The following is a 19,768-nucleotide window of genomic DNA, read 5'->3' as shown; positions in this document are numbered from 1 at the left end:
AAAACTAGTTAAAATGCTGAACACAAAGTTAGACTCAATATCTAATCCGTTAATAACTCTTTGGTTCGTAAGTAAGGCAGACATGAAGTGAAAACACAACATGATCAATAAGACCCCAAAACACCACAACAGTTTGCTGGCGACAATAGCAAGAGTGAACCACCTGATCCCTTCCCGAACTCAGAAGTGAAACCTCTTCGCGCTGATGGTAGTGTGGCGTTTGCCATGTGAGAGTAAGTCATCGCCAGCTTTTAAATACTAAACCTCCCAACCAATGTTGGGAGGTTTTTTATTTCTATTTTAACTCAAGTATTTATCTCAAAATCAAGTAGGAATGAGAATTATAAAATCACAGTTTCCTTGTCTTGGTATTTATTGAACAATATTTTTGCATTATAAGTAACAAAAAAATTTAAATATTTTTTTGCCAAATAGTTCACTTTTTTGACGATAAAAGTGGTATTACGAATTGATAAAATATATTATTTCGAGTAAATTTTTGTACAAAAGTCTTAATTCTATTGTAAGACTATTATATTAAATAAGATGGATATTACTGATATGGCATATTTGAAAAATTTAAAGAAAATTGGGGTAAATACTACGGTATTAACAACTTCCCTTGCTCTTGCTGCCTGTGGTGGTGGTGGTGGGTATTATGGGGATACAAACTCTAATACAAACACAAATAATCCTAATGATTCAGGCACTGTAAAAGAAGTTGCAGGAGTTACAATTCAATTAAGTAAAAGTACTTTAAAAGCTACAGGAGATACCGTTGAAATTATTGCAAAAGCAGTAGACAAAGACGGTGGAGGGGTTTCAGGAAAAGAAATTAATTTAAATATTAAAGATAGTGCTACTAATGGAGCTACAAGTGATGCTTCTACAAAAACAACAGGTGATGATGGTACAGTTAAATTTACAGTTACCCTTGATGGTTCAAATAAAGCGCTGACGGAGTTACTATTTACCACTACAATTGTGGGTACAAAAATTCAAAATCAAAGTAAAGCAACGGTTACAGGTGCTGGAACAGTTGTTCAGAGTCAATATGAACTAAAGTTTGATGATATTACACCTTTACAAGTATCTGGTAGTGAAGGGGCTGTACGTGTTCGTGTGTTAGACAATAATGGTGGTGGTGTTCCAAATGAGAATGTATCGCTTACGGTAAAAGATTTTAAGAATAATAATGTAACAATTAAAGGTGCCTCTAGTGCAGTAACTGATAATGAAGGCTATGTTGTATTCACTCTAGTACTACCAAAAGGTAAAGAAGCTGATCGAGCAGCATTAATTGCATCAGGTATTGCACTTGAAGCGACTTTGACAGAACAATCTGGAGCTATTAAAACCCAAATTTCTACAGCTCAAGTCATTTCAGTTAAGAATACAATGAGCAGTTTGACATTGTCTACCTCAGCAAATAATAAGATAGATGCGATTGGTGGTACAATTAACGTAGAGGTTATTGCAAAAAACCCTGAGGGCTTGGTTGTTGCAGGTAAGGATATTACTTTAAAGCTGGATGATGCAGCCGTTGAATATGGAGCAAAATTAGCGAATGCCACTGTAAAAACAGATGAAAATGGTAAGGCTATTTTTACAATTAAAACTGAAGCAAATAGTTTAAATCCAACTGGTCAATTGTTGGTGAATAATGGGATCAATATTACAGCAACTTCAGCGGATGGTACTGTTTCATCTCAGGTCAGTAAGATAACCGTTGTTTCTGTAGCAACGGAAGATGTATCTTATTTGATGGCGATTGGTTCAAATACAATTGATGTCGATAATGGTGAAGCAACTGTTACAGTCACTGCTAAAGATGCAAAAGGTGGAACTGTTGCAAATAAACAAATTAATTTAACTGTGCCAAACAGTCAAAATAATGGGCTGACGATTACAAATGGTTCTAAAATAACAACTGATGCAAATGGTCAGGCGGCTTTTACTTTAAAATTCAATAAGGCTAGTGTTTCTGCTAATGAACTGAATAATTTACTTGCAAATGGTGTAACTGTTGTTGCAAGTTATAACACCGTTAATAGTAATACATTAACCCAAACCACCCGAATTAATTTTACTAATAAAAATGCAGTATTGGAAAAAGATGTACAACGTATAGAGTTGACTCCAACGAAAGGTGTTGTTTCAGCAAAAAATGATACTGTTCAGGTGAAAGTACGTGCTATCAGTGCTGATGGTAGTTTTGTTGCAAATAAATCAATCACACTTGGTTTAGCTCCAGCGGTTACCGAGAATGGTGTATCAGTCGGTGGTGATAAAGCAGTAGTTAAACAAACAGATGCTAGTGGTTATGCAATATTTACTTTAAATGTAGATGCCTTTAATCAGCAATCTATTGATAATTTAGTAAAATCAGGTATTGCAGTTGCTGTGAGTACGACGCTGGCAGATGGTTCAACTGTTAAGCAAAACACACAAATTATGGTCGAGGCCGCACCATTACAAGCGGTTGATGTGAGTTATTTAAGTATTAATCCAAATTCAATGATTAATGTAAAAGGCGGGCAGACAACAGTTACCGTTCGAGCTGTCGATCAAAATGGTGGTGTACTTACAGATCAGGATATTACACTAAATATTGATCAGGCTCAGGCTTATGGCTTAACAATTAAAAATGGTTCTAAAGCGAAAACTAATGCTCAAGGTGAGGCAGCTTTCATTGTTGAATATGATGGCCGTACTTTAGATTCTGCTGTATTAAATGAGCTTAAGACAAAAGGGGTTTTACTTACTGCAAAATATCAACCAACAACTGGCGCTGCAATCACTCAAACTTCCTATGTGCGTTATTATGAGCAAAGTGATAATGTTGAGGTAAAACAACTTGCTATTTCTTTAGGTAAAGGCGTTGTGGTTGCTTCAAATGATATGTTTGAAGTTTCAGTCAAAGCGATTGATGAGAATGGTCAGCCAATTAATGGACGTAAAATTAATTTAACGCTTTCTGATGTGGCAAAAAATAATGGAGTAAAACTTGTTAAACCAACAGAACTCACTGTTAATGGTGAGGCGAAGTTTACAGTACAGTTGGCTGCGCCTAATACAGATGCAGTAAAGGCTTTAGTCGATGCTGGCTTGTTAGTTACTGCATCTGTAGATAATACAAATGTTTCGCAAACAGCAAAAGTCATGGTTGTGGCTTCAAATCAGGGAACTGTTGATGTTGCTTATTTAGCGATTGAGCAACTTGATGCAATTAATGTTGCCAACAATGCTGAAAGAATAGTGACAGTTAAGGCGTATAATAGTAGTGGTATTGCGCTTACGAATAAAGATATTGCATTAAGCTTATCGCAATCGAAAGGAATTCGTATTAAGGAAGGGGCTGTACTGACCACAAATGCTGCTGGTGAAGTGAAATTTACAGTAGTGTATGAGCCAACAAATCTTTCCAAGGTAGATCAAGCAAAATTATTACAAGATGGTTTAGTGATTGACGCGAAGTATGGAAATAGTGTTTCACAAACAGTTAAGTTGACTTATTTTGAAACAGAAGTAAATATTCAGCGCATGGATTTGGTTGTTGACCAACCTGTCTTGGTTGTGAAAGCTGGGGTTGCGCAAACTGTCAAAGCAACTGGAACGCTAAAAGATGATGCTGGAAATGTGATTCAGAACCGTCAAGTCACTGTGGCAATTAATCCAGAAGCCTTGCAAAATGGCGTGAGTATTAATGGCGCAATAGGTGGTTCAATGACTGTGGTGACCAATGCAAGTGGTCAATTTACAGTTGATTTAACGGTTCAACCCAAAGATGGTAATGCAGTTGCTGCGTTAATTGCTTCAGGTCTTGGCATTGGTGCATCTGCTTTACAAGCGGATGGCAGTAATATTGTTCAAAGTACTAAGGTTAGTATTTTGTCTCAGGCAGCTTTAAATGAAGTCAGTTATTTAACCACGGACAGTGATAATACGATTTCGACAACAGGCGGTTCAACCAAGATTACAGTTAAAGCATTCAGTGCGAATGGAATAGCTTTAAGTGGTAAAGCAGTTAAATTGAACCTGAATAATGTACCAGCAGGTTTGAAAATTCAGGCTGATGCAGCTACTAAAACCACAGGTGCAGATGGTACAGCACAGTTTGTCGTGACTTATATTGCGCCAACAAGTTTAACGGCTGATCAGATCAAAGGTTTATTGGCAGGCGTTCAAGCAGCTGCTACTTATACATCTGATGCAGGTACAAATGTTACTCAAAGTACCATGTTACAATTTGCTGTTGATCAGATGAATATCCAGCGTATGGACTTGGTGGTTGATAAATCAGCCTTGGTTGTGAATACCACAGCGGCACAAACCGTTAAAACCACAGTCACCTTGAAAGATCGCGATGGTCAGGCCATTAAAAACCGTCAAGTGACCTTGGCCCTGAATGCAGAAGCTGTCCAAAATGGCGTGAGCTTCGCTGCTGCTGGTGGTTTAATTGCGGTTTCAACTGATGCAAATGGTCAAGCGATTATTGATTTAAATGTCAAACCAACAACTCAAGCGGCAGTGGATGCTCTGGTTGCATCAGGAATTGGTATTGGCGCATCAGCCATTCAGGCGGATGGCAGTGGTACCATCACCCAAAATATTAAAGTCAATATTTTATCTGCGGCCACACAAGGTGAAGTTGCATATTTGACTAGTGATAGTGACCGTACAATTGCCACAACAGGCGGAACGTCAACCATTACCGTTAAAGCTTTTAATAGTGATGGCACAGCCTTAGGCGGTAAAACAGTTAAATTGAACCTAAACAATGTCCCAGCAGGTCTGGATGTTAAGGTTGATGCCGCAACGAAAACAACGGCTGCGGATGGTACAGCTCAGTTTAACGTGACCTATACGGCACCAACAGTTTTAACACCTGAACAGATCAAGGCATTATTAGCAGGCATTCAAGCCCTTGCAACGTATACCAATAGTGCAGGCAAGAATACTACTCAGAGTACTATGCTACAGTTCTATGCTGATCAAGTGAATATTCAGCGTATGGACTTGGTGGTTGAAAAAGGCTTGGCTTTAGTCGTAAACACTACGACATCACAGGAGTTATTAACAACCGTCACCTTAAAAGATAAAGATGGTAATCTGATTAAAAACCGTCAAGTGACAGTATCACTGGATGATCTAGGTACAGATAACAACATCCTATTTACAAGTGTGAATTTTAAAGGCGTGATTGGTGGTTCAACTGTTGTTTCAACAGATGCCAATGGTCAGGCAGTGGTGACACTGGAAGTTCATCCAGATACTCAGAAAGCAGTTGATGCGCTTGTTGCCTCGGGGATCGGTATCCGTGCTGCGGCAGTACAAGGTGATGGTTCAGGCACAGTGACGCAAAGCTTAAAAATCAATGTGTTATCTGAGGCATCTCAAAATGAAGTGGGTTATTTAACCTCTGAGAGTAATAACACGATTGCCACAACAGGTGGTTCATCGATTATTACGGTGAAAGCCTTTAGTGCAGACAATAAAGCACTGAGTGGTAAAGCGGTTAAATTAAGCCTGAATAATGTACCAGCAGGTGTCAATATTCAAGTTGATCAAGCCAGCCAAACAACAGATGCAACAGGTAGTGCTAAATTTAATGTGACTTATAATGCCTCTACCAGTTTAACCCCTGAACAGATCAAGGCGTTGCTGGCTGGTATTCAGGCAAGTGCAACCTACACGACTAGCGCAAATAAGGCAATTACACAAAATACCGTCATCCAGTTCTATGCGGATCAAGTCAATATTCAACGTATGGACTTGGTGGTTGATAAATCAGCTTTAGTGATGAATACCACAGCGGCACAAACCGTTAAAACCACAGTCACCTTGAAAGATCGCGATGGTCAGGCCATTAAAAACCGTCAAGTGACCTTGGCCCTGAATGCAGAAGCTGTCCAAAATGGCGTGAGCTTCGCTGCTGCTGCTGGTGGTTTAATTGCGGTTTCAACTGATGCAAATGGTCAAGCGGAAATTATTTTAAGTATCAATCCAACCTCTCAAGCGGCAGTGGATGCTCTGGTTGCATCAGGAATTGGTATTGGTGCATCAGCCATTCAGGCAGATGGCAGTGGTACCATCACCCAAAATGTTAAAGTCAATATTTTGTCAGAAGCATCTCAAAATGAAGTGGCGTCCCTAATTACTGAAAGTAACAATGCGATTGGTACCGCAGGTGGTACATCAACAATTACTGTTAAAACATTGAATAGTGATGGTAAGGCACTAGGTGGTAAAGCGGTTAAGTTAAGTCTGAATAACGTGCCAGTTGGTTTGGATGTTAAAGTTGATACTGCAACTCAAACAACTGCTCTGGATGGTACAGCACAGTTTATCGTGACTTATACTGCACCAACTAATTTAACAGCTGAACAGATCAAGGCATTGCTGGCTGGTATTCAAGCCAATGCGGTCTATACCACCAGCACCAACAAAAATATCACACAGAGCACCATGTTGCAGTTCTACGTTGATCAGGCAAATATCCAGCGTATGGACTTGGTGGTTGATAAAGCCGCATTGGTTGTGAATACTACAGCTGCACAAACGGTTAAAACTACGGTTACGCTCAAAGACCAAAATGGTCAGGTGATCAAGAATCGTCAAGTGACCTTGGCGTTGAATGCAGAAGCTGTCCAAAATGGCGTGAGCTTCGCAGGTGCGACAGGTGGCCTTGTTGTAGTTTCAACGAATGCCAACGGTCAGGCGATTATTGATTTAAATGTCAATCCAACAACTGAAAATGCAGTGAATGCCTTAATGGCATCGGGAATTGGTATCACTGCTTCCGCAGTACAATCTGATGGTAGTGGGACAGTTACACAAAATACCAAAGTAAGCATTAGCTCTGAAGCAGTTGGTTATATGACTGTGAACAGTTCTGGACTGATTGCGACAACTGGCGGTACTTCAACCATTATCGTTAAAGCGTTTAATAGTACAGGTACAGCTTTAAGTGGTAAAACGATTCAGTTAGGCCTTAATAATGTGCCAACAGGTTTAGATATTAAACTTGATATGGCAAGCAAACCAACAAATGGCAATGGTGAAGCAACATTTACGGTGACTTATAATGCAGCAAAAGTTTTAACACCTGAACAGATCCAGGGCTTATTGTCAGGGGTTCAAGTGATTGCAACGTATACCAATAATAAAGGTATTAATACAACGCAAAACATGACGCAACAATTTGCTATTGATCAAGTCAATATTCAACGTATGGATTTGGTCGTTGAAAAACCTAGCTTGGTAATGGATACCAGCACACCTCAAACAGTTTTGACCACAGTCACCTTAAAAGACAAAGATGGTAATTTGATTAAAAACCGTCAAGTGACTTTAGCGATTGATAACTGGAGTGTTGATAATAACGTCATTAAAAATAGTGTTAATTTTGAAGGTGTTATCGGTGGATCAACTGTTGTTGAAACCAATGCGAATGGTCAGGCAATCGCTGTCTTGGAAGTAAAAACTACGACAAAAGAAGCGGTAGATGCTTTAGTGGCATCAGGTATTGGTATTAGTGCATTAGCGATTCAAGGTGACGGCACAGGTAGTGTAACGCAAAAGACACAAATTACGGTGAGTTCTGCGGCAACATTATCAGAATTAAGTTATTTGACCTTAGACAATGTAACTGGTGCAATTAAAACAACAGGTAGTAATACTGCAACTCTTACAGTAAAAGCCTTTAATAGCAAGGGTAAAGTGCTTGCAGGTAAGCTGGTTAAATTAGTTTTAAGTAATGTTCCAGCAGGTTTGACAATTAATGTTAGCCCAGCTCAAACAACTGGCACTGACGGTTCAGCAAGCTTTACGATCACTTATACAGCTCCAGCAAATTTAAGTGCTGAACAAATTAAAGGCTTATTGGCGGGTGTTCAAGCAAGAGCAATCTACACCACTGATGCAGGTACAACGGTAACACAAACAACCGTATTGCAGTTTGTGACGGATGATTTGGAAGCAGCTAAGGATGCACAGCGTTTGGAATTAATTACTTCCAAAGGTATTGTCACTGCTGATAATGATACTTTTACATTTACAGCAAAAGTTTTTGATAAAGATGGTAATCCGCTTCAAAATAAACAGGTTGGTTTTGGTTTAAATGCCGCAGCGACTGCAAATGGTGTAACCTTTGTGGGTGGTGCAAGTAAAAAGACAGATGTAAATGGCAATGCAACCTTTACAGTAAACGTAAAAGCTGGCAATGATCAAATGATTGAAAATTTGGTTGCTAATGGTATTACACTTGCTGCATCTGTTGTACAGGCTGATGGTTCTGTACTGAGTCAAACCATTCAGGTGATGGTGAAAGCCCCAGTTGCAAAAGATGTTGTAGCATTAACCACAACATTGTCAGAGCCAGTAATTTCAGTTTTAGGTGGTACAAGCATTTTAGCTGTTAAGGCTGAAGATGCGAATGGCAATCCTTTAGCAAATAAAGAAATTGATTTTGGTTTGGCAGGAGGTTTAAGTTCACGAGTCAAAGTGGATAAGACTAGCGCGACAACCAATGCGAATGGTATCGCTTATTTTACTGTGACAGTCGAGAATGGTGATAGTATTGATCAACTATTGGTTGAAAAAGGTATTACCTATGCTGTTTCAACCTATAATAATAACAGTACGACGCAGCCTGTTGTTACACAAGTTGGTAGAGTGAATGTTTCTGTGCCAACAGAAGCGATGAATTTAACAATGGATAAAACCAAAGCTGATTTATTGGCAAGTGGCGATACTTCTGAAGTATTTGCTAAATTAGTTGATAATACTGCGGCTGGTGTTAAGAATTATCCTGTTACTTTCACTGTTGTTGATTCTGCATTAAATGGTGTCACGATTAATGGTCAGGCAACATCTGTTGTTACAACAGATGCGAGTGGTAATGCAAAAGTCGCGCTGAAATTAACTAAAATTACTGGCAAACAATATACGGACTTATTGGCAAATGGTGTTACTGTTCGTGCTTCAATTACTTTACCAAATGGGGTTGTTCGTACCCAAACAGTTCACTTTAATGTGAATGAAGCCAGCAGTAATTACCATCTTGTATTTAGTAATGTCAGTAAGTCAGCCATGGATGTGAATGGTGATCGTTCAATTGTGACGGTGACGTTGTTGGATCGAGCTAATCAACCTGTACGCAATCAGGAAGTCATACTTGCCGCAAATAATGCAGGTGGATTAATTATTGGTAATCCTGGTTCTAGTAGTCCAGTCAATACAAGTGGTGAACCACTTGCAGTCAAAACGGATTCAAATGGTAATGCTTTCTTCTCTGTTGCAATTGATGAAACAACGGTTGATAAACAGTTGTTGCTTGCAAGTGGTATTGAGTTAACAGCAACGAATACGGATGAAATTGGTGGAAAAGCTACCCAGATCTATCGTATTGCAACAGTTGATAATTCAGGTACACCAACAGTACAACCTGCTCGATATTCTTTACGTATTGCAGCAAAACCAACCATGAGTGTACGTGATGACACAGCAGATGTTACTGTGACTTTACTTGATACGAATGGTGGTGGTGTTTCTGGAAAATATATTACGCTAGGTCTTACTGATTTTGCTCGCAATGGTGCTGTTATTGTTGGTGCTTCAGGTTTAACCACTGATGCGAATGGTCAGGCTGTGTTTAAAATCAAGGTAGATGAAAATGCACGCCGAAATTATACAGCTACCGAATTCGTTAATGATGATTTGCATTTGACAGCACGCTTTAATGAAACAGGCTATGCCGATGCCACACAAATCTCAATGATTGATATCGTACAGGCTGCAGTACAAGCACCTGTTGCTTCAATTGTAATTGGTGTCAATCCAACAGAAGTCGCATCTTCAAGTGATGGAGTTTATTACACCAAGAATATGTCTGTGAGTGTGGTTGATTTTGATGGTAAGCCATTAGCTAATCAAGTCGTCACTTTAGATTCTACACCACTGACGTATATCAAAGGACGGAACTTATGGGCATTGGCTCCGAAAGCTGGTTCTGATCCAGCAGAGAAATGGGTGTTTGGTAATCAAGAGTATTATAATTTGTCAGCTCCTAATATTTATCTGGATGCTAATGGTAGACCAATGAATAACAATGGTACACCAAGTGATTTAACGGATGATTATATGGCAAGTACTACAACCAACAGTATACATGCTTGTGTGGCAAGCCCAGCAGGTACGGCTGTGGGAGCGAATAATACGCCTGTGAAAGTGGTGACGTTTGTGAGCCAGTCTGGTGCTGAGCAAAATACATTTACCACTGATGCTAATGGTAAGTTTGACTTTGCCATGCGTTATCCAAAAATCTATGCACAGTGGTTAACAGTGCAGGTAGGAGCATCAGCAACTGTTGCATCATTACCAAATCGTACGACTTATAGTTTAGGTCTAGCTTCACTAGCAAGTGATTATTCTAGTGATGGTACATATTCACCAAATGAAGTTAGTCCTTATGGTACATCATTCACTTGTCCATAATGCCTGAATGAAAAAAATGGAAGCTTTCGAGCTTCCATTTTTATTTGAAGATTTTTTATTAATCCTCCAACAAATCCATTTGCTTTGCTAGCTGATATAGGTTGTTAGAACGATTACCTGTGCGGCAGAACATCAGGATTGGCTTTGGCAATTCGTTATAGTGATTAGCAAATGTGCGAACATCCAGCTCTGTAATCTGACCTGCAACAACTGGTTGATGCACATAATCCAAACCTGCATTACGTGCTGACTCTTCAATCTGTGCGCTTGTAGGTTGTTCAGAACCACCTTCCATGTCTGGACGATTATTGATAATAGATTTAAAGCCTTTTTCGACAACTTGATCTACATGCTCAGGGCCGATTTGACCTGCAAAACCAACATTTTCTGACATCTTGTCACTCCCAAAACAAACAAAACATTTTATGCTCTATCATAGCATTAAGCTTGATCTTGAGTTTAAATGTCTATAGTAAATAAATGATGATAAGTCATAAGATAAAACATTGGAGCGCGCATGCACACCTACACAGTTGAGCCGTTGTATGTTCCTAGTGGCGAAGAAACCATAGCAGCAGATTTCTACCTACCAAAGACCAATATTAAACCTGCTGTAATTCTTATGGCACACGGATTTGCTGGTTTACGTCAATTCAAACTGGTTCAGTATGCACAGCGTTTTGCACAGGCAGGTTATGCCGTTATCCTGTTTGACTATCGTTATTGGGGGGGGAGCACAGGAAAACCGCGTGAATTGGTTTCACTTGGTGCTCAACTGGATGACTGGAAAACCATTGTTCAATATGCTTCGAATTGTAAATTAATTGATAGTCGACGTATTATTTTATGGGGAACTTCTCTAAGCGGTGGATATGCGCTTAGTTTAGCCACTGACCTTAAAAATATTCAGGCCGTGATGGTACAAGTACCTTATGTAGATGGCGCTGAAACAGCAAAATTATACCCATTACAACGTTATCCAGAGGCTTTAAAGCGTTCTAGTCAGGATTACATGGGGTCTAAGATGGGTTTAGTACCTAAAACTTTGCCAGTTGTAGATCAACATAAACTATGCTTTTTACCGACCTCCGATAGTTATTATGGTTATCATTCGATTGTAAATCCTGACTATTATTGGAGTGGTGAAGTTCCTGCACGTGTATTTTTTAATTTAATGCGCTATCGTCCAATTCAATTTGTACGCAAAATTAATATTCCTGTTTTGTTTATTGCTGCGAAACATGATTCTTTGATTCCAATTGCATCCAGTCGTGAAGCTGCGACCAATATTGCACCATTTGTAAGCTATCATGAGTGGGATATGAAACATTTTGAGGTTTATCACGGTTCATGGTTTGAAAAAGCAGTCACAACCCAATTAGAATTTTTACATCAACATATCGGAGTGATGTAAATGATTATTGTCTGTGCATCCTGTGGTGCAAAAAATCGTGTACCTGAAGAAAAATTAGCAGTTCATCCCAACTGTGGGCAATGCCATCAACCCTTATTAACGTTAGCGCCAATTGAACTCAATGAACAAAACTTTAGTCAGTTTATTGCCAATACTGATTTACCTGTGCTGATCGATTTATGGGCAGAGTGGTGTGGACCTTGTAAGATGATGGCTCCCCATTTTGCCCAGGCGGCAAAGCAAAATCCGTATGTGGTTTTTGCCAAGATTGATACCGAGGCAAATCCACGTTTAAGTGCTGCATTTAATGTCCGCAGTATTCCGACTTTAGTCTTAATGAATAAGACGACTGAATTGGCCAGAATAAGTGGTGCATTACGTACACCAGAGCTACAGCAATGGTTAAATCAGCAATTACAGCACCATCAAGGACATTAACATGACTGAACGTTCAAATCATCCAGAAGGGGTTTTATCCTTGCAGAATATTGCTATGCCAGCAGATACAAACTGGAGTGGTGATGTATTTGGAGGATGGATTGTTTCACAGATGGATCTCGCAGGAGCGATTCATGTTGAGCGTTTGAGTAAGGGACGATGTGCAACAATTGCGATTAATGAAATGACTTTCCTTGTGCCTGTTAAGGTTGGAAATGTGATTAGTTGCTATACTAAAATTTTGAAAGTCGGCAATACTTCCGTACAGGTGCAAATCGAGGTATGGAATAGTCACGACAATTCACGTGAACCGATTCGAATTACTCAAGGTGTTTTTACATTTGTTGCTGTGGATGTGAATGGTAATAAACGACAAATCTCAGAACAAATTAAGCAAGATTTTTTAGCAAGCTGATAAAACAATAAAGCCCAAATTGAATTGGGCTTTATTTTAAAATCTAAGATTATTTTTTACGTTTTGGTAACCATGCCCAAAGCATTTGGCATTGGATCGGCTCGTTACCAGAATCATCAATAACGGTCACAGGAATCAATAACTCGCCTTTTTCATTGTCAGCGATAAACTTTTGTTGATCGGCTGATAAAGTTGCTGTTGCTGTTAAACCACCTTGCGCAACCTTTAAATAGTCTACGTGCAGTGATTTGATCAACAAAATCCGATCATCAGGAATATGTAGACCTGTTAGGAAACCCGTTGCCGTTTCAGCGAGTAAGGCCATTGCTGCTGCGTGAACCCCTTTAATATGATTTTGCATATTACGTTGGTTTTCAATGCGCACAGTGACATGGTCTTTATCGACTTCCAAATAGCGAATGTTTGCAGTGCCCACCATTGGAACAACTCGTCCAAAGGCTTTGCTCCATAATGTACTGCGAATACCTTTTGGAAATTTAGAAGTGGTTTTAACCAGCGTATAAAGACGGTTATCTTTTGCCATAGTGAACCTATTGCTTAGTCTTTGAAATTATTAAATTGAAGCGGTAGACCAAATTGCTGTTCACGTAAAAAGTTCATGACCTGTTGCAAAGTATCACGCTTTTTATCAGTGACACGGATTTTGTCTCCTTGGATAGAAGATTGCACCTTGATGCCACTTTCTTTAATGGCTTTATTAATTTTTTTTGCGGTATCTGAGTCAAGTCCATCTTTCAGCTTGATCACTTGGACCACATTTTTACCAGAAGCAGTGGCTTTTTGTGGATCTAAAGCTTGTACATCAATCTTACGTTTATAGAAGTGATTTTCAAGCATGGTATAGACTTGTTCACATTGGAAGTCACTTTCAGTTGAGATTTTGATTTCTTTATTTTTTTCATTTAACTCAATTGAAACGTCTTGTCCACGGAAGTCAAAACGTGTTGCAATCTCTTTTTCTGTATTTTGTACAGCGTGATTGACTTCAAATAACTCTAATTCAGAAACAATATCAAAAGAAGGCATGGTTAGACCTTTACAAAGGGAAAGAATATTTGAGATGCTAAGGGTGTTTTCTTCATTTGCCAAGTGTTGTTTACATCAAAGGAGTGCACAATGATCCGTAAACAAGAAATTACAACATTTGAGTTCCCAGAAGGCGCAGTCATTTGGGATGTCCGAGATGCCAAAGCTTATGCAGAGGCACACGTCAAAGGGGCGTTGAATCGTCCAATTGCTGAATTAACTGCGGATAGTTTGACTCAGGTTGCAGCGGATCAGCCGATTTATATTCTATGTGGTGGTGGTAGTAAAGCACCACGCGCAGCAGAGCTTTTAGACGGTTTAGATGATTCTCGTGAATATGTTGTATTGATGGGAGGTACTCGTGCAGCACGTGATGCTGGCTTAGCTTTAGAACAGGGCGCATAGATCAGTTAAATTTGCCAAAATACTTGGATATTTTGGCAAATTTAAAGAATGAACAACAAAAATAATAATTTACCCAGAATAATAAGGTTTTTTAGCTTTTAATTTCTTTTCAAATCTTTGAGGATTTAATTTATCCAATAAACTTTGAGGAACTGGGCAAAGTTCACCTAAAATTAATGCTGCCAAGATTTCACTACATAATGGCGCAAATAAGAAACCTTTCGATCCTAAACCAGCAAAAGTATAGATTTGACCAAGATTTTGTATTTTCCCAACTAAGGGGAAATAATCTAAACTTTGTGCGCGAACCGATGCTCTTCCTTGCCAAGTATCTACAGAGGGAAGTCCTTGCGCATATTTTGGAAAGACATTGTGGATAAGTTCGTAGTTATGCACATGGTCTTCTGTTAGCACTTCTGCATCATCCCGATTAGGATAAAAAGATGCGCCTAGAATCAATTGAGCAGTATCCAGTTGCATGCAATAGCCGCCATAACTATAAGCCTGATCCAGTGCTAAAGGCCGCTGGCTATTCTCAACCCAGCTGACTTGTCCTCGAATTGGTTTTAGGACAGGATAATTTTCAAATAACTCAGCACTTTGTTTAGCACAACAGACAATCGCATGATCCGTTATGGCAATTATTTGTTGGTCTTGCCAGAGTGTAACTTGGCTATCAGTCGACTCTAATCGAGAAATTTTTACTTTTTCTATTCGAATATTAGCATGTTGTAAAATCTCATCACGTAACTGATGAGGGGAAACTGCACCTGCCTGATTTAAGGTTATGCTTGAAAACTCAGTCTGCGGAATAGAGTTGTCTGTTTGCTTTGTATTTGCAGATAATACTTTTTCAGGATATTGCTCAACCAGACCTAACAATTCATCCGCATTTTTTAAGGCAATCTGTTGAACCTGAATGGATCTAAAAGCCTTGAATCTGGGATAAAAATTCAAGGCATGTTGCCAACTCAAGGTCATCAAGTGTTCATGCGCCTGTTCAATTGGGCATAGTTTTGGATTGAGCAACGCCAGTGGATTGCCAGATGCACCTGAAAGTGGCTCATTTTGCTCGTAGATCGTAACTTGATGTCCTCGTTGAGCAAATGCCCACGCTGAGCTTAAACCTGCGATTCCTGCGCCAATGATGGCGATTTTACGTTGCTTTGATGTTTCGGACTTTGGTGGAGCTGCAATAGTTGTTTCTGAATCTTGCGACTGGGTTTCAGTTTGGGAGGTATCTAGCCAAATCGCCTTGAGCATTTCTCGTTTATGACCAAAACCTCGTGGACGGCTGATTTGGATGCCGTGTTGTTTAAGCCCACGTTTGAGTACACCTGCGACACTAAAGGATGCGAAAGTTGTTCCAAAATCAGATAAACGCACCATATGATCTAAGACATTTGCTTGCCACATATCTGGATTACAAGATGGGGCAAAACCGTCCAAAAACCATGCATTCACTGTTTGGGTTTTGGGAATCGTTGGAAAAATATCCTGAGCATCACCTAGCCATAAATCAATACTAAAACGCTCTTCAGGAAAACTTAAGCGATGACAACCTGCAATTGGCAAGGGATATTGCTGAATCAGTTTTTCTGCTAAAGGTTTGAGTTCAGTCCAAACATTCAGTGCACGGATCAAATCAGCTTTATTTAATGGAAATTTTTCAACGCTGACAACATGTAAATGGCTGTGATTATCTAAGCGAACTTGTTGCCAGAGTTGCCACAGGGTCAAAATATTGAGTCCTGTACCAAAACCAGTTTCACCTACACAAAAATATTGATAATCATGTAATTGAGAAAGGCGTTCGGTTAAATCATTGCCATTTAAAAATACATGTCGGGTTTCAAGCAAACCATTGTCTTTAGAGAAGTAAACATCACCGAATTGCTTAGAAATAGGAATTTCGATGTCATCGACTATTTCCCAGTCTAATTCAGCAGTTTGCAATTTTGATGAGTGAGACATAAATAAAGAAATCGTGTTTTACCACTGACGGCGGCGTTTAGTGTGAACATAACTGGCAATAAAGAAACCTAGAATTACCCCGACCGCAATGGTCATCGCGCCATAAAGGAACATTTGGGCACTGCGTTCACTTTGTAGAACCTGCACCTGAACAGTAAGATTGTCATTTTTGAGTTGTAATTCTTGATTTTGCGAGAGCGCTTCAAGATTGGCATTTTCAAGTTGTTTTAGGCGATTGGCTTGATCTTGAACCAATGCTTTGACTTTGGCTTCTTGTTGCTGTTTTGCCTTGGCAATTTGTTCAGCCGTCAGAGGCTTTGCTGCCGTGCCAGTCACATTTGTAGCAGTGGCTGTAACAGATGATTTCGGTTGTACTGCTGGTGTGGGAGATGGAGGTTCAACGGCCCATACGCTTGAGCTGAATAAACAAAAAGCGAATAGACTTTTAATGGCAACTTGCATGACTTACCCTTTTGGAAAAGCTTTGTTGAAAGGTTTTACTTCAATCTTTGCGTAAATCCCTTCTTTTAAAAATGGCTCTTCCTGAATCCATGCATCCAGTGCTTCACGACTCTCAAATTCAACAATGATGGTGCTGCCTAAAAATCCAGCCTGTGGATCATTCGGGTCTTTTGGATGCGCACCCGCAGCAATTAAGCGACCCTCATCATCCAGCTTTTGTAGACGCTCTACATGCTGGGGGCGAATTGCTAAACGTTTTTCTAAGGTACCTTCGTGATCAGTACAGGTCAGGACAAAATATGGCATAGTAGTCGCTCAAATGATTCAGGTTAGTCAGTGGCTTTAAAATGCTTTCTTAAGCAAATCAGTATAACAGCAAGGTAACTGATAGAAACGATAATATCGCCGAAAGCCGTGAATTCGCCCCAGTATTTTCCCTGCATAAATACAAAGCCAAAGAAGAAATGCAGTGACGCCAACAAGAAGAACTGCCCACACCATGCCCAGTTTAGACGCATCCAGCCTTTTGGTGTCAGTTCAAGCAACGAACCCAAAAGTTTTTTAATAATCGGTTCACGTTCTTTGTTAAACAGGGGCGTAACCAGAAAACCTATTCCAATCCCGATATTGATAATGACCGCTTTCATTTTGATATAGGTCACATCACTGAATGCCAGTGTAATTCCACCAAAAACCACTGACATGACAACGATAAACCACTGCATTTTTTCCAGTTTGAACTTCTGGAAAAAGAACAGGCAACCATAGACCACAAGGGTCGAGATCAGTAGCGCACAGGTCGCAACCAGAATATGGTTTTGATCAGTATTTCCTGCACTGCCCACAAGCTCCAGTAATGGATGGTGACTATCTTTGGGATCGGTGGTTTTATAAAAATAAAAGAAGATAATCAGTGGGAGGTAGTCGAGCAACGCTTTCATGTTACAGTACAGTGGTGAAATAGGTCAGATAGCATAATACAAACCATGTTCGGTGTCGATTTACATACGCATAGTTTCATTTCAGACGGTACCTTGTCTCCTGAACAATTGGTACAGGCTGCGGTTGACTTAAAAATCCAGACCTTAGCCCTGACCGACCATGACACGATGGACGGTGTGGCAAGGGCGAGAGATTATGCTCAAGATCATGATATTCAAATTATTTCTGGTGTGGAAATTTCTAGTCAGTGGTCACGTCCCAGCACTAAAAAGAGTTATGGGGTGCATATCGTTGCATTGAATATGCAGGATGAGGTTCCTATCAAGGCAATGCTGGAAAATCAGAAAAAAGTGCGGGCTGAGCGGGCAAAACTGATTTGTGAGTTATTGGAAAAATGTATCGGTTTTGATATTTATCCAGATGTATTGGCAAAAGTGGATGGTCAGGCAGATCGGGTGACGCGAACCCATATTGCCAAAACTTTGGTTGAAAAAAATGTTGTCGCTCGTCCTCAACAGGCATTTGACCGTTTCCTGAAAGAGGGCAAAAAGGCTTTTGTCAAATTTGATGGGGTAGGTTTAAAAGAGACCATTGATGTGATTCATGCCAGCCAGGGCTTTGCGGTATTGGCACATCCGACCCGTTATGATTTGTCTGCAACCAATATCCGTTATTTGATTCAGTTATTTGCTGAGTTTGGTGGTGATGCGGTTGAGCTTCCTGGCAGTAGTGAAGCGCTTTCTACGCGACACATGGTGGATCGGATGATTCAGGAATATGGTTTAGCGGTTTCAATTGGCAGCGATTTTCATGGAGACAACATGCCGTGGATTAAGCTTGGTAATACCCCAAAAGTTGCTGATGGACAAAAAGGGGTGTGGGAAAGTTTTAGATGATAATGGAATGAAAAAGTTAGAAATATTTTTGATCAATTATATTCTTCATGATTCTGTTATGGAAAGCGCATTGGATGCCTCATGGATTTCCATTGTTCTATACTACGACTGCCAAATAATATCTTGAGTCTGCTGGTTCTTAATGGTCAGGTATTGCTTTTGTGAGAACATTAAAAGCTTGGTGAAGAAAATTGTTTCCATCAGCTTAAGTTGGTTTTCATCCACTGGTATTTGAAAATTTTGTTGTTTAAGCCAAATGCACAATCGTGTCTCTGTTTGAGAAGTGCCGATTTCAACTTTTTGAATATTGTTATATCGACACTTTTTATATTGACCACATAAGTGAAAAAATTATAATTTACAACAGATTATGATCATGTGCCTGAATCGGTGGTGGTGTTGGACGACCTAAGGTACTCAATAATTCAATTTCAATGGTACGTACCATTGCATCCAGTGGCAGGTCATTACTCTGAGTACCGAAAGGCTCTTCAATTTCTGTACTTAAGGCATCGAGGCCTAGAAAGGTATAAGCCAAAATTCCAACCAAGAGGGGTGTCACCAAACCCAGTAAAGAACCCAGGCTAAAAGGCAACATAAAGCAGAAGAAATAAACGGTTCGGTTCAGCAAAACTGAATAGGCAAAAGGAATGGGAGTATTGGCAATCCGATCACAACCCGTATGCATTTCACTTAAGGCCGCGACATGGTGATTCATCTGCGTATAAATAATATCGGAGATTTCCCCATCTTTCAGGGCCTGTAACAGCTCCCACTGGATCAGGCTCAGGGTATATTGTGGCGCATTGTGCTGCTGGTAAAGCTGGTTAAGCGCCTGCTGGCTTAAACCACTGGTTTCTGTCAGTTCAGTTGGGTTGGCGGTTTGATGGCGTAAACGGTCGCGTAACACATTGGCAAATACAATCACATGCTGAATCACACGTTCACGCCGTGCCTGGGTCAAGATTCGGCAATCGCGGTCAAAGTGTCGTGATGTGGCAATCAAAACGCCCCAAAGTTTACGTGCTTCCCACCAGCGGTCATAGCATGCGGTATTTTTAAAACCAAGGAAGATTGAAAGCACAACACCAATCAGGGTAAAGCCGACAAGGGGGATTTCAGGGAAGCGGTATAGATCAATATATTCAATTCCACCAATAATGGCGGAGATCAACATGACAAAACCAAGAGAGGGTAAAATTTTGGGTAAAATCGTCCCACGCCATGAAAATAAAACCTTAAAAATACTTGGCTGGTCACGGACAATCATGTTGTTTG

The 19,768-nt window shown here is 40.0% G+C and carries 14 protein-coding genes and 1 rRNA gene; 7 read left to right on the top strand and 8 right to left on the bottom strand.

Annotated elements, in window-relative coordinates; all coding sequences use genetic code 11:
• Positions 1-135 precede the first annotated feature (135 nt).
• Together rrf and F972_RS05025 are read left to right on the top strand one after the other, a co-directional pair.
• Positions 136-250: ribosomal RNA gene (gene rrf / locus F972_RS05030) — 5S ribosomal RNA — on the top strand.
• A 311-nt stretch (positions 251-561) separates the two neighbouring features.
• Positions 562-10,497 carry a hypothetical protein gene (locus F972_RS05025; RefSeq protein WP_004756146.1) on the top strand — a complete coding sequence of 3,312 codons (9,936 nt, stop codon included), beginning with the start codon at positions 562-564 and terminating at the stop codon, positions 10,495-10,497.
• Between the two features lie 58 nt (positions 10,498-10,555).
• Here F972_RS05025 and F972_RS05020 read toward each other — a convergent pair whose 3' ends face one another.
• Positions 10,556-10,891: a protein tyrosine phosphatase family protein gene (locus tag F972_RS05020; protein ID WP_004756143.1), complete on the bottom strand. Its 336-nt coding sequence runs from the start codon at positions 10,889-10,891 to the stop codon at positions 10,556-10,558.
• A gap of 123 nt (positions 10,892-11,014) precedes the next feature.
• Between F972_RS05020 and F972_RS05015 the strand changes: the two genes are divergently transcribed.
• From F972_RS05015 to F972_RS05005, 3 genes are read left to right on the top strand one after another with little or no spacing between them, the layout of a single operon-like run.
• Entirely contained in the window at positions 11,015-11,911 is an 897-nt protein-coding gene (locus tag F972_RS05015) for an alpha/beta hydrolase (RefSeq protein ID WP_004756141.1), read from the top strand.
• Entirely contained in the window at positions 11,912-12,349 is a 438-nt protein-coding gene (trxC, locus tag F972_RS05010) for a thioredoxin TrxC (protein ID WP_004756139.1), read from the top strand.
• A 1-nt stretch (position 12,350) separates the two neighbouring features.
• Entirely contained in the window at positions 12,351-12,764 is a 414-nt protein-coding gene (locus F972_RS05005) for an acyl-CoA thioesterase (protein WP_004678459.1), read from the top strand.
• A gap of 49 nt (positions 12,765-12,813) precedes the next feature.
• Here the strand turns inward: F972_RS05005 and F972_RS05000 are convergent, their stop codons facing one another.
• Positions 12,814-13,308: a DUF4442 domain-containing protein gene (locus tag F972_RS05000; RefSeq protein ID WP_004681821.1), complete on the bottom strand. Its 495-nt coding sequence runs from the start codon at positions 13,306-13,308 to the stop codon at positions 12,814-12,816.
• A gap of 14 nt (positions 13,309-13,322) precedes the next feature.
• Entirely contained in the window at positions 13,323-13,811 is a 489-nt protein-coding gene (locus F972_RS04995; protein ID WP_004756136.1) for a YajQ family cyclic di-GMP-binding protein, read from the bottom strand.
• Between the two features lie 90 nt (positions 13,812-13,901).
• On the opposite strand from F972_RS04995, the gene F972_RS04990 reads away from it, so the two are divergent.
• Positions 13,902-14,216 carry a rhodanese-like domain-containing protein gene (locus F972_RS04990; RefSeq protein ID WP_004678456.1) on the top strand — a complete coding sequence of 105 codons (315 nt, stop codon included), beginning with the start codon at positions 13,902-13,904 and terminating at the stop codon, positions 14,214-14,216.
• A 69-nt stretch (positions 14,217-14,285) separates the two neighbouring features.
• Here the strand turns inward: F972_RS04990 and mnmC are convergent, their stop codons facing one another.
• The 4 genes from mnmC to F972_RS04970 are packed head-to-tail and all read right to left on the bottom strand — an operon-like array spanning position 14,286 to position 17,593.
• The gene (mnmC, locus tag F972_RS04985; protein ID WP_004764162.1) at positions 14,286-16,190 is read right to left on the bottom strand and encodes a bifunctional tRNA (5-methylaminomethyl-2-thiouridine)(34)-methyltransferase MnmC2/FAD-dependent 5-carboxymethylaminomethyl-2-thiouridine(34) oxidoreductase MnmC1; all 1,905 of its coding nucleotides are present in this window, start codon (positions 16,188-16,190) and stop codon (positions 14,286-14,288) included.
• Positions 16,191-16,208: 18 nt separating this feature from the next.
• Positions 16,209-16,652 carry an SH3 domain-containing protein gene (locus tag F972_RS04980; protein WP_004681815.1) on the bottom strand — a complete coding sequence of 148 codons (444 nt, stop codon included), beginning with the start codon at positions 16,650-16,652 and terminating at the stop codon, positions 16,209-16,211.
• Between the two features lie 3 nt (positions 16,653-16,655).
• Positions 16,656-16,958, bottom strand: a complete 303-nt coding sequence (locus F972_RS04975; RefSeq protein ID WP_004681814.1) for a YciI family protein — start codon at positions 16,956-16,958, stop codon at positions 16,656-16,658.
• Between the two features lie 23 nt (positions 16,959-16,981).
• Positions 16,982-17,593, bottom strand: coding sequence for a septation protein IspZ (locus tag F972_RS04970; RefSeq protein WP_004678451.1), 612 nt, complete (start codon positions 17,591-17,593; stop codon positions 16,982-16,984).
• Between the two features lie 45 nt (positions 17,594-17,638).
• Between F972_RS04970 and F972_RS04965 the strand changes: the two genes are divergently transcribed.
• Entirely contained in the window at positions 17,639-18,490 is an 852-nt protein-coding gene (locus tag F972_RS04965) for a PHP domain-containing protein (protein WP_004756131.1), read from the top strand.
• Positions 18,491-18,848: 358 nt separating this feature from the next.
• On the opposite strand, the gene F972_RS04960 is transcribed toward F972_RS04965, so the two are convergent.
• Positions 18,849-19,760, bottom strand: a complete 912-nt coding sequence (locus F972_RS04960) for a bestrophin family protein (protein WP_004681812.1) — start codon at positions 19,758-19,760, stop codon at positions 18,849-18,851.
• Between the last annotated feature and the right edge of the window lie 8 nt (positions 19,761-19,768).

The organism is Acinetobacter sp. CIP 102529 (genome assembly GCF_000368325.1).
Classification (GTDB): Bacteria; Pseudomonadota; Gammaproteobacteria; order Pseudomonadales; family Moraxellaceae; genus Acinetobacter; species Acinetobacter parvus.
Note: the sequence above shows the minus strand (reverse complement) of the source record. Positions and strands in the feature narration are given on the sequence as shown.

Excerpts from the sequence above, each read along its gene's own strand:
- F972_RS05025 (WP_004756146.1), top strand. The coding sequence starts at position 562 with ATGGCATATTTGAAAAATTTAAAGAAAATTGGGGTAAATACTACGGTA.
- F972_RS05015 (WP_004756141.1), top strand. The coding sequence starts at position 11,015 with ATGCACACCTACACAGTTGAGCCGTTGTATGTTCCTAGTGGCGAAGAA.
- F972_RS04980 (WP_004681815.1), bottom strand. The coding sequence starts at position 16,652 with ATGCAAGTTGCCATTAAAAGTCTATTCGCTTTTTGTTTATTCAGCTCA.
- F972_RS05005 (WP_004678459.1), top strand. The coding sequence starts at position 12,351 with ATGACTGAACGTTCAAATCATCCAGAAGGGGTTTTATCCTTGCAGAAT.
- F972_RS04965 (WP_004756131.1), top strand. The coding sequence starts at position 17,639 with ATGTTCGGTGTCGATTTACATACGCATAGTTTCATTTCAGACGGTACC.
- F972_RS04975 (WP_004681814.1), bottom strand. The coding sequence starts at position 16,958 with ATGCCATATTTTGTCCTGACCTGTACTGATCACGAAGGTACCTTAGAA.
- F972_RS05000 (WP_004681821.1), bottom strand. The coding sequence starts at position 13,308 with ATGGCAAAAGATAACCGTCTTTATACGCTGGTTAAAACCACTTCTAAA.
- F972_RS04990 (WP_004678456.1), top strand. The coding sequence starts at position 13,902 with ATGATCCGTAAACAAGAAATTACAACATTTGAGTTCCCAGAAGGCGCA.
- trxC (WP_004756139.1), top strand. The coding sequence starts at position 11,912 with ATGATTATTGTCTGTGCATCCTGTGGTGCAAAAAATCGTGTACCTGAA.
- F972_RS04960 (WP_004681812.1), bottom strand. The coding sequence starts at position 19,760 with ATGATTGTCCGTGACCAGCCAAGTATTTTTAAGGTTTTATTTTCATGG.
- F972_RS04970 (WP_004678451.1), bottom strand. The coding sequence starts at position 17,593 with ATGAAAGCGTTGCTCGACTACCTCCCACTGATTATCTTCTTTTATTTT.
- F972_RS04995 (WP_004756136.1), bottom strand. The coding sequence starts at position 13,811 with ATGCCTTCTTTTGATATTGTTTCTGAATTAGAGTTATTTGAAGTCAAT.
- mnmC (WP_004764162.1), bottom strand. The coding sequence starts at position 16,190 with ATGTCTCACTCATCAAAATTGCAAACTGCTGAATTAGACTGGGAAATA.
- F972_RS05020 (WP_004756143.1), bottom strand. The coding sequence starts at position 10,891 with ATGTCAGAAAATGTTGGTTTTGCAGGTCAAATCGGCCCTGAGCATGTA.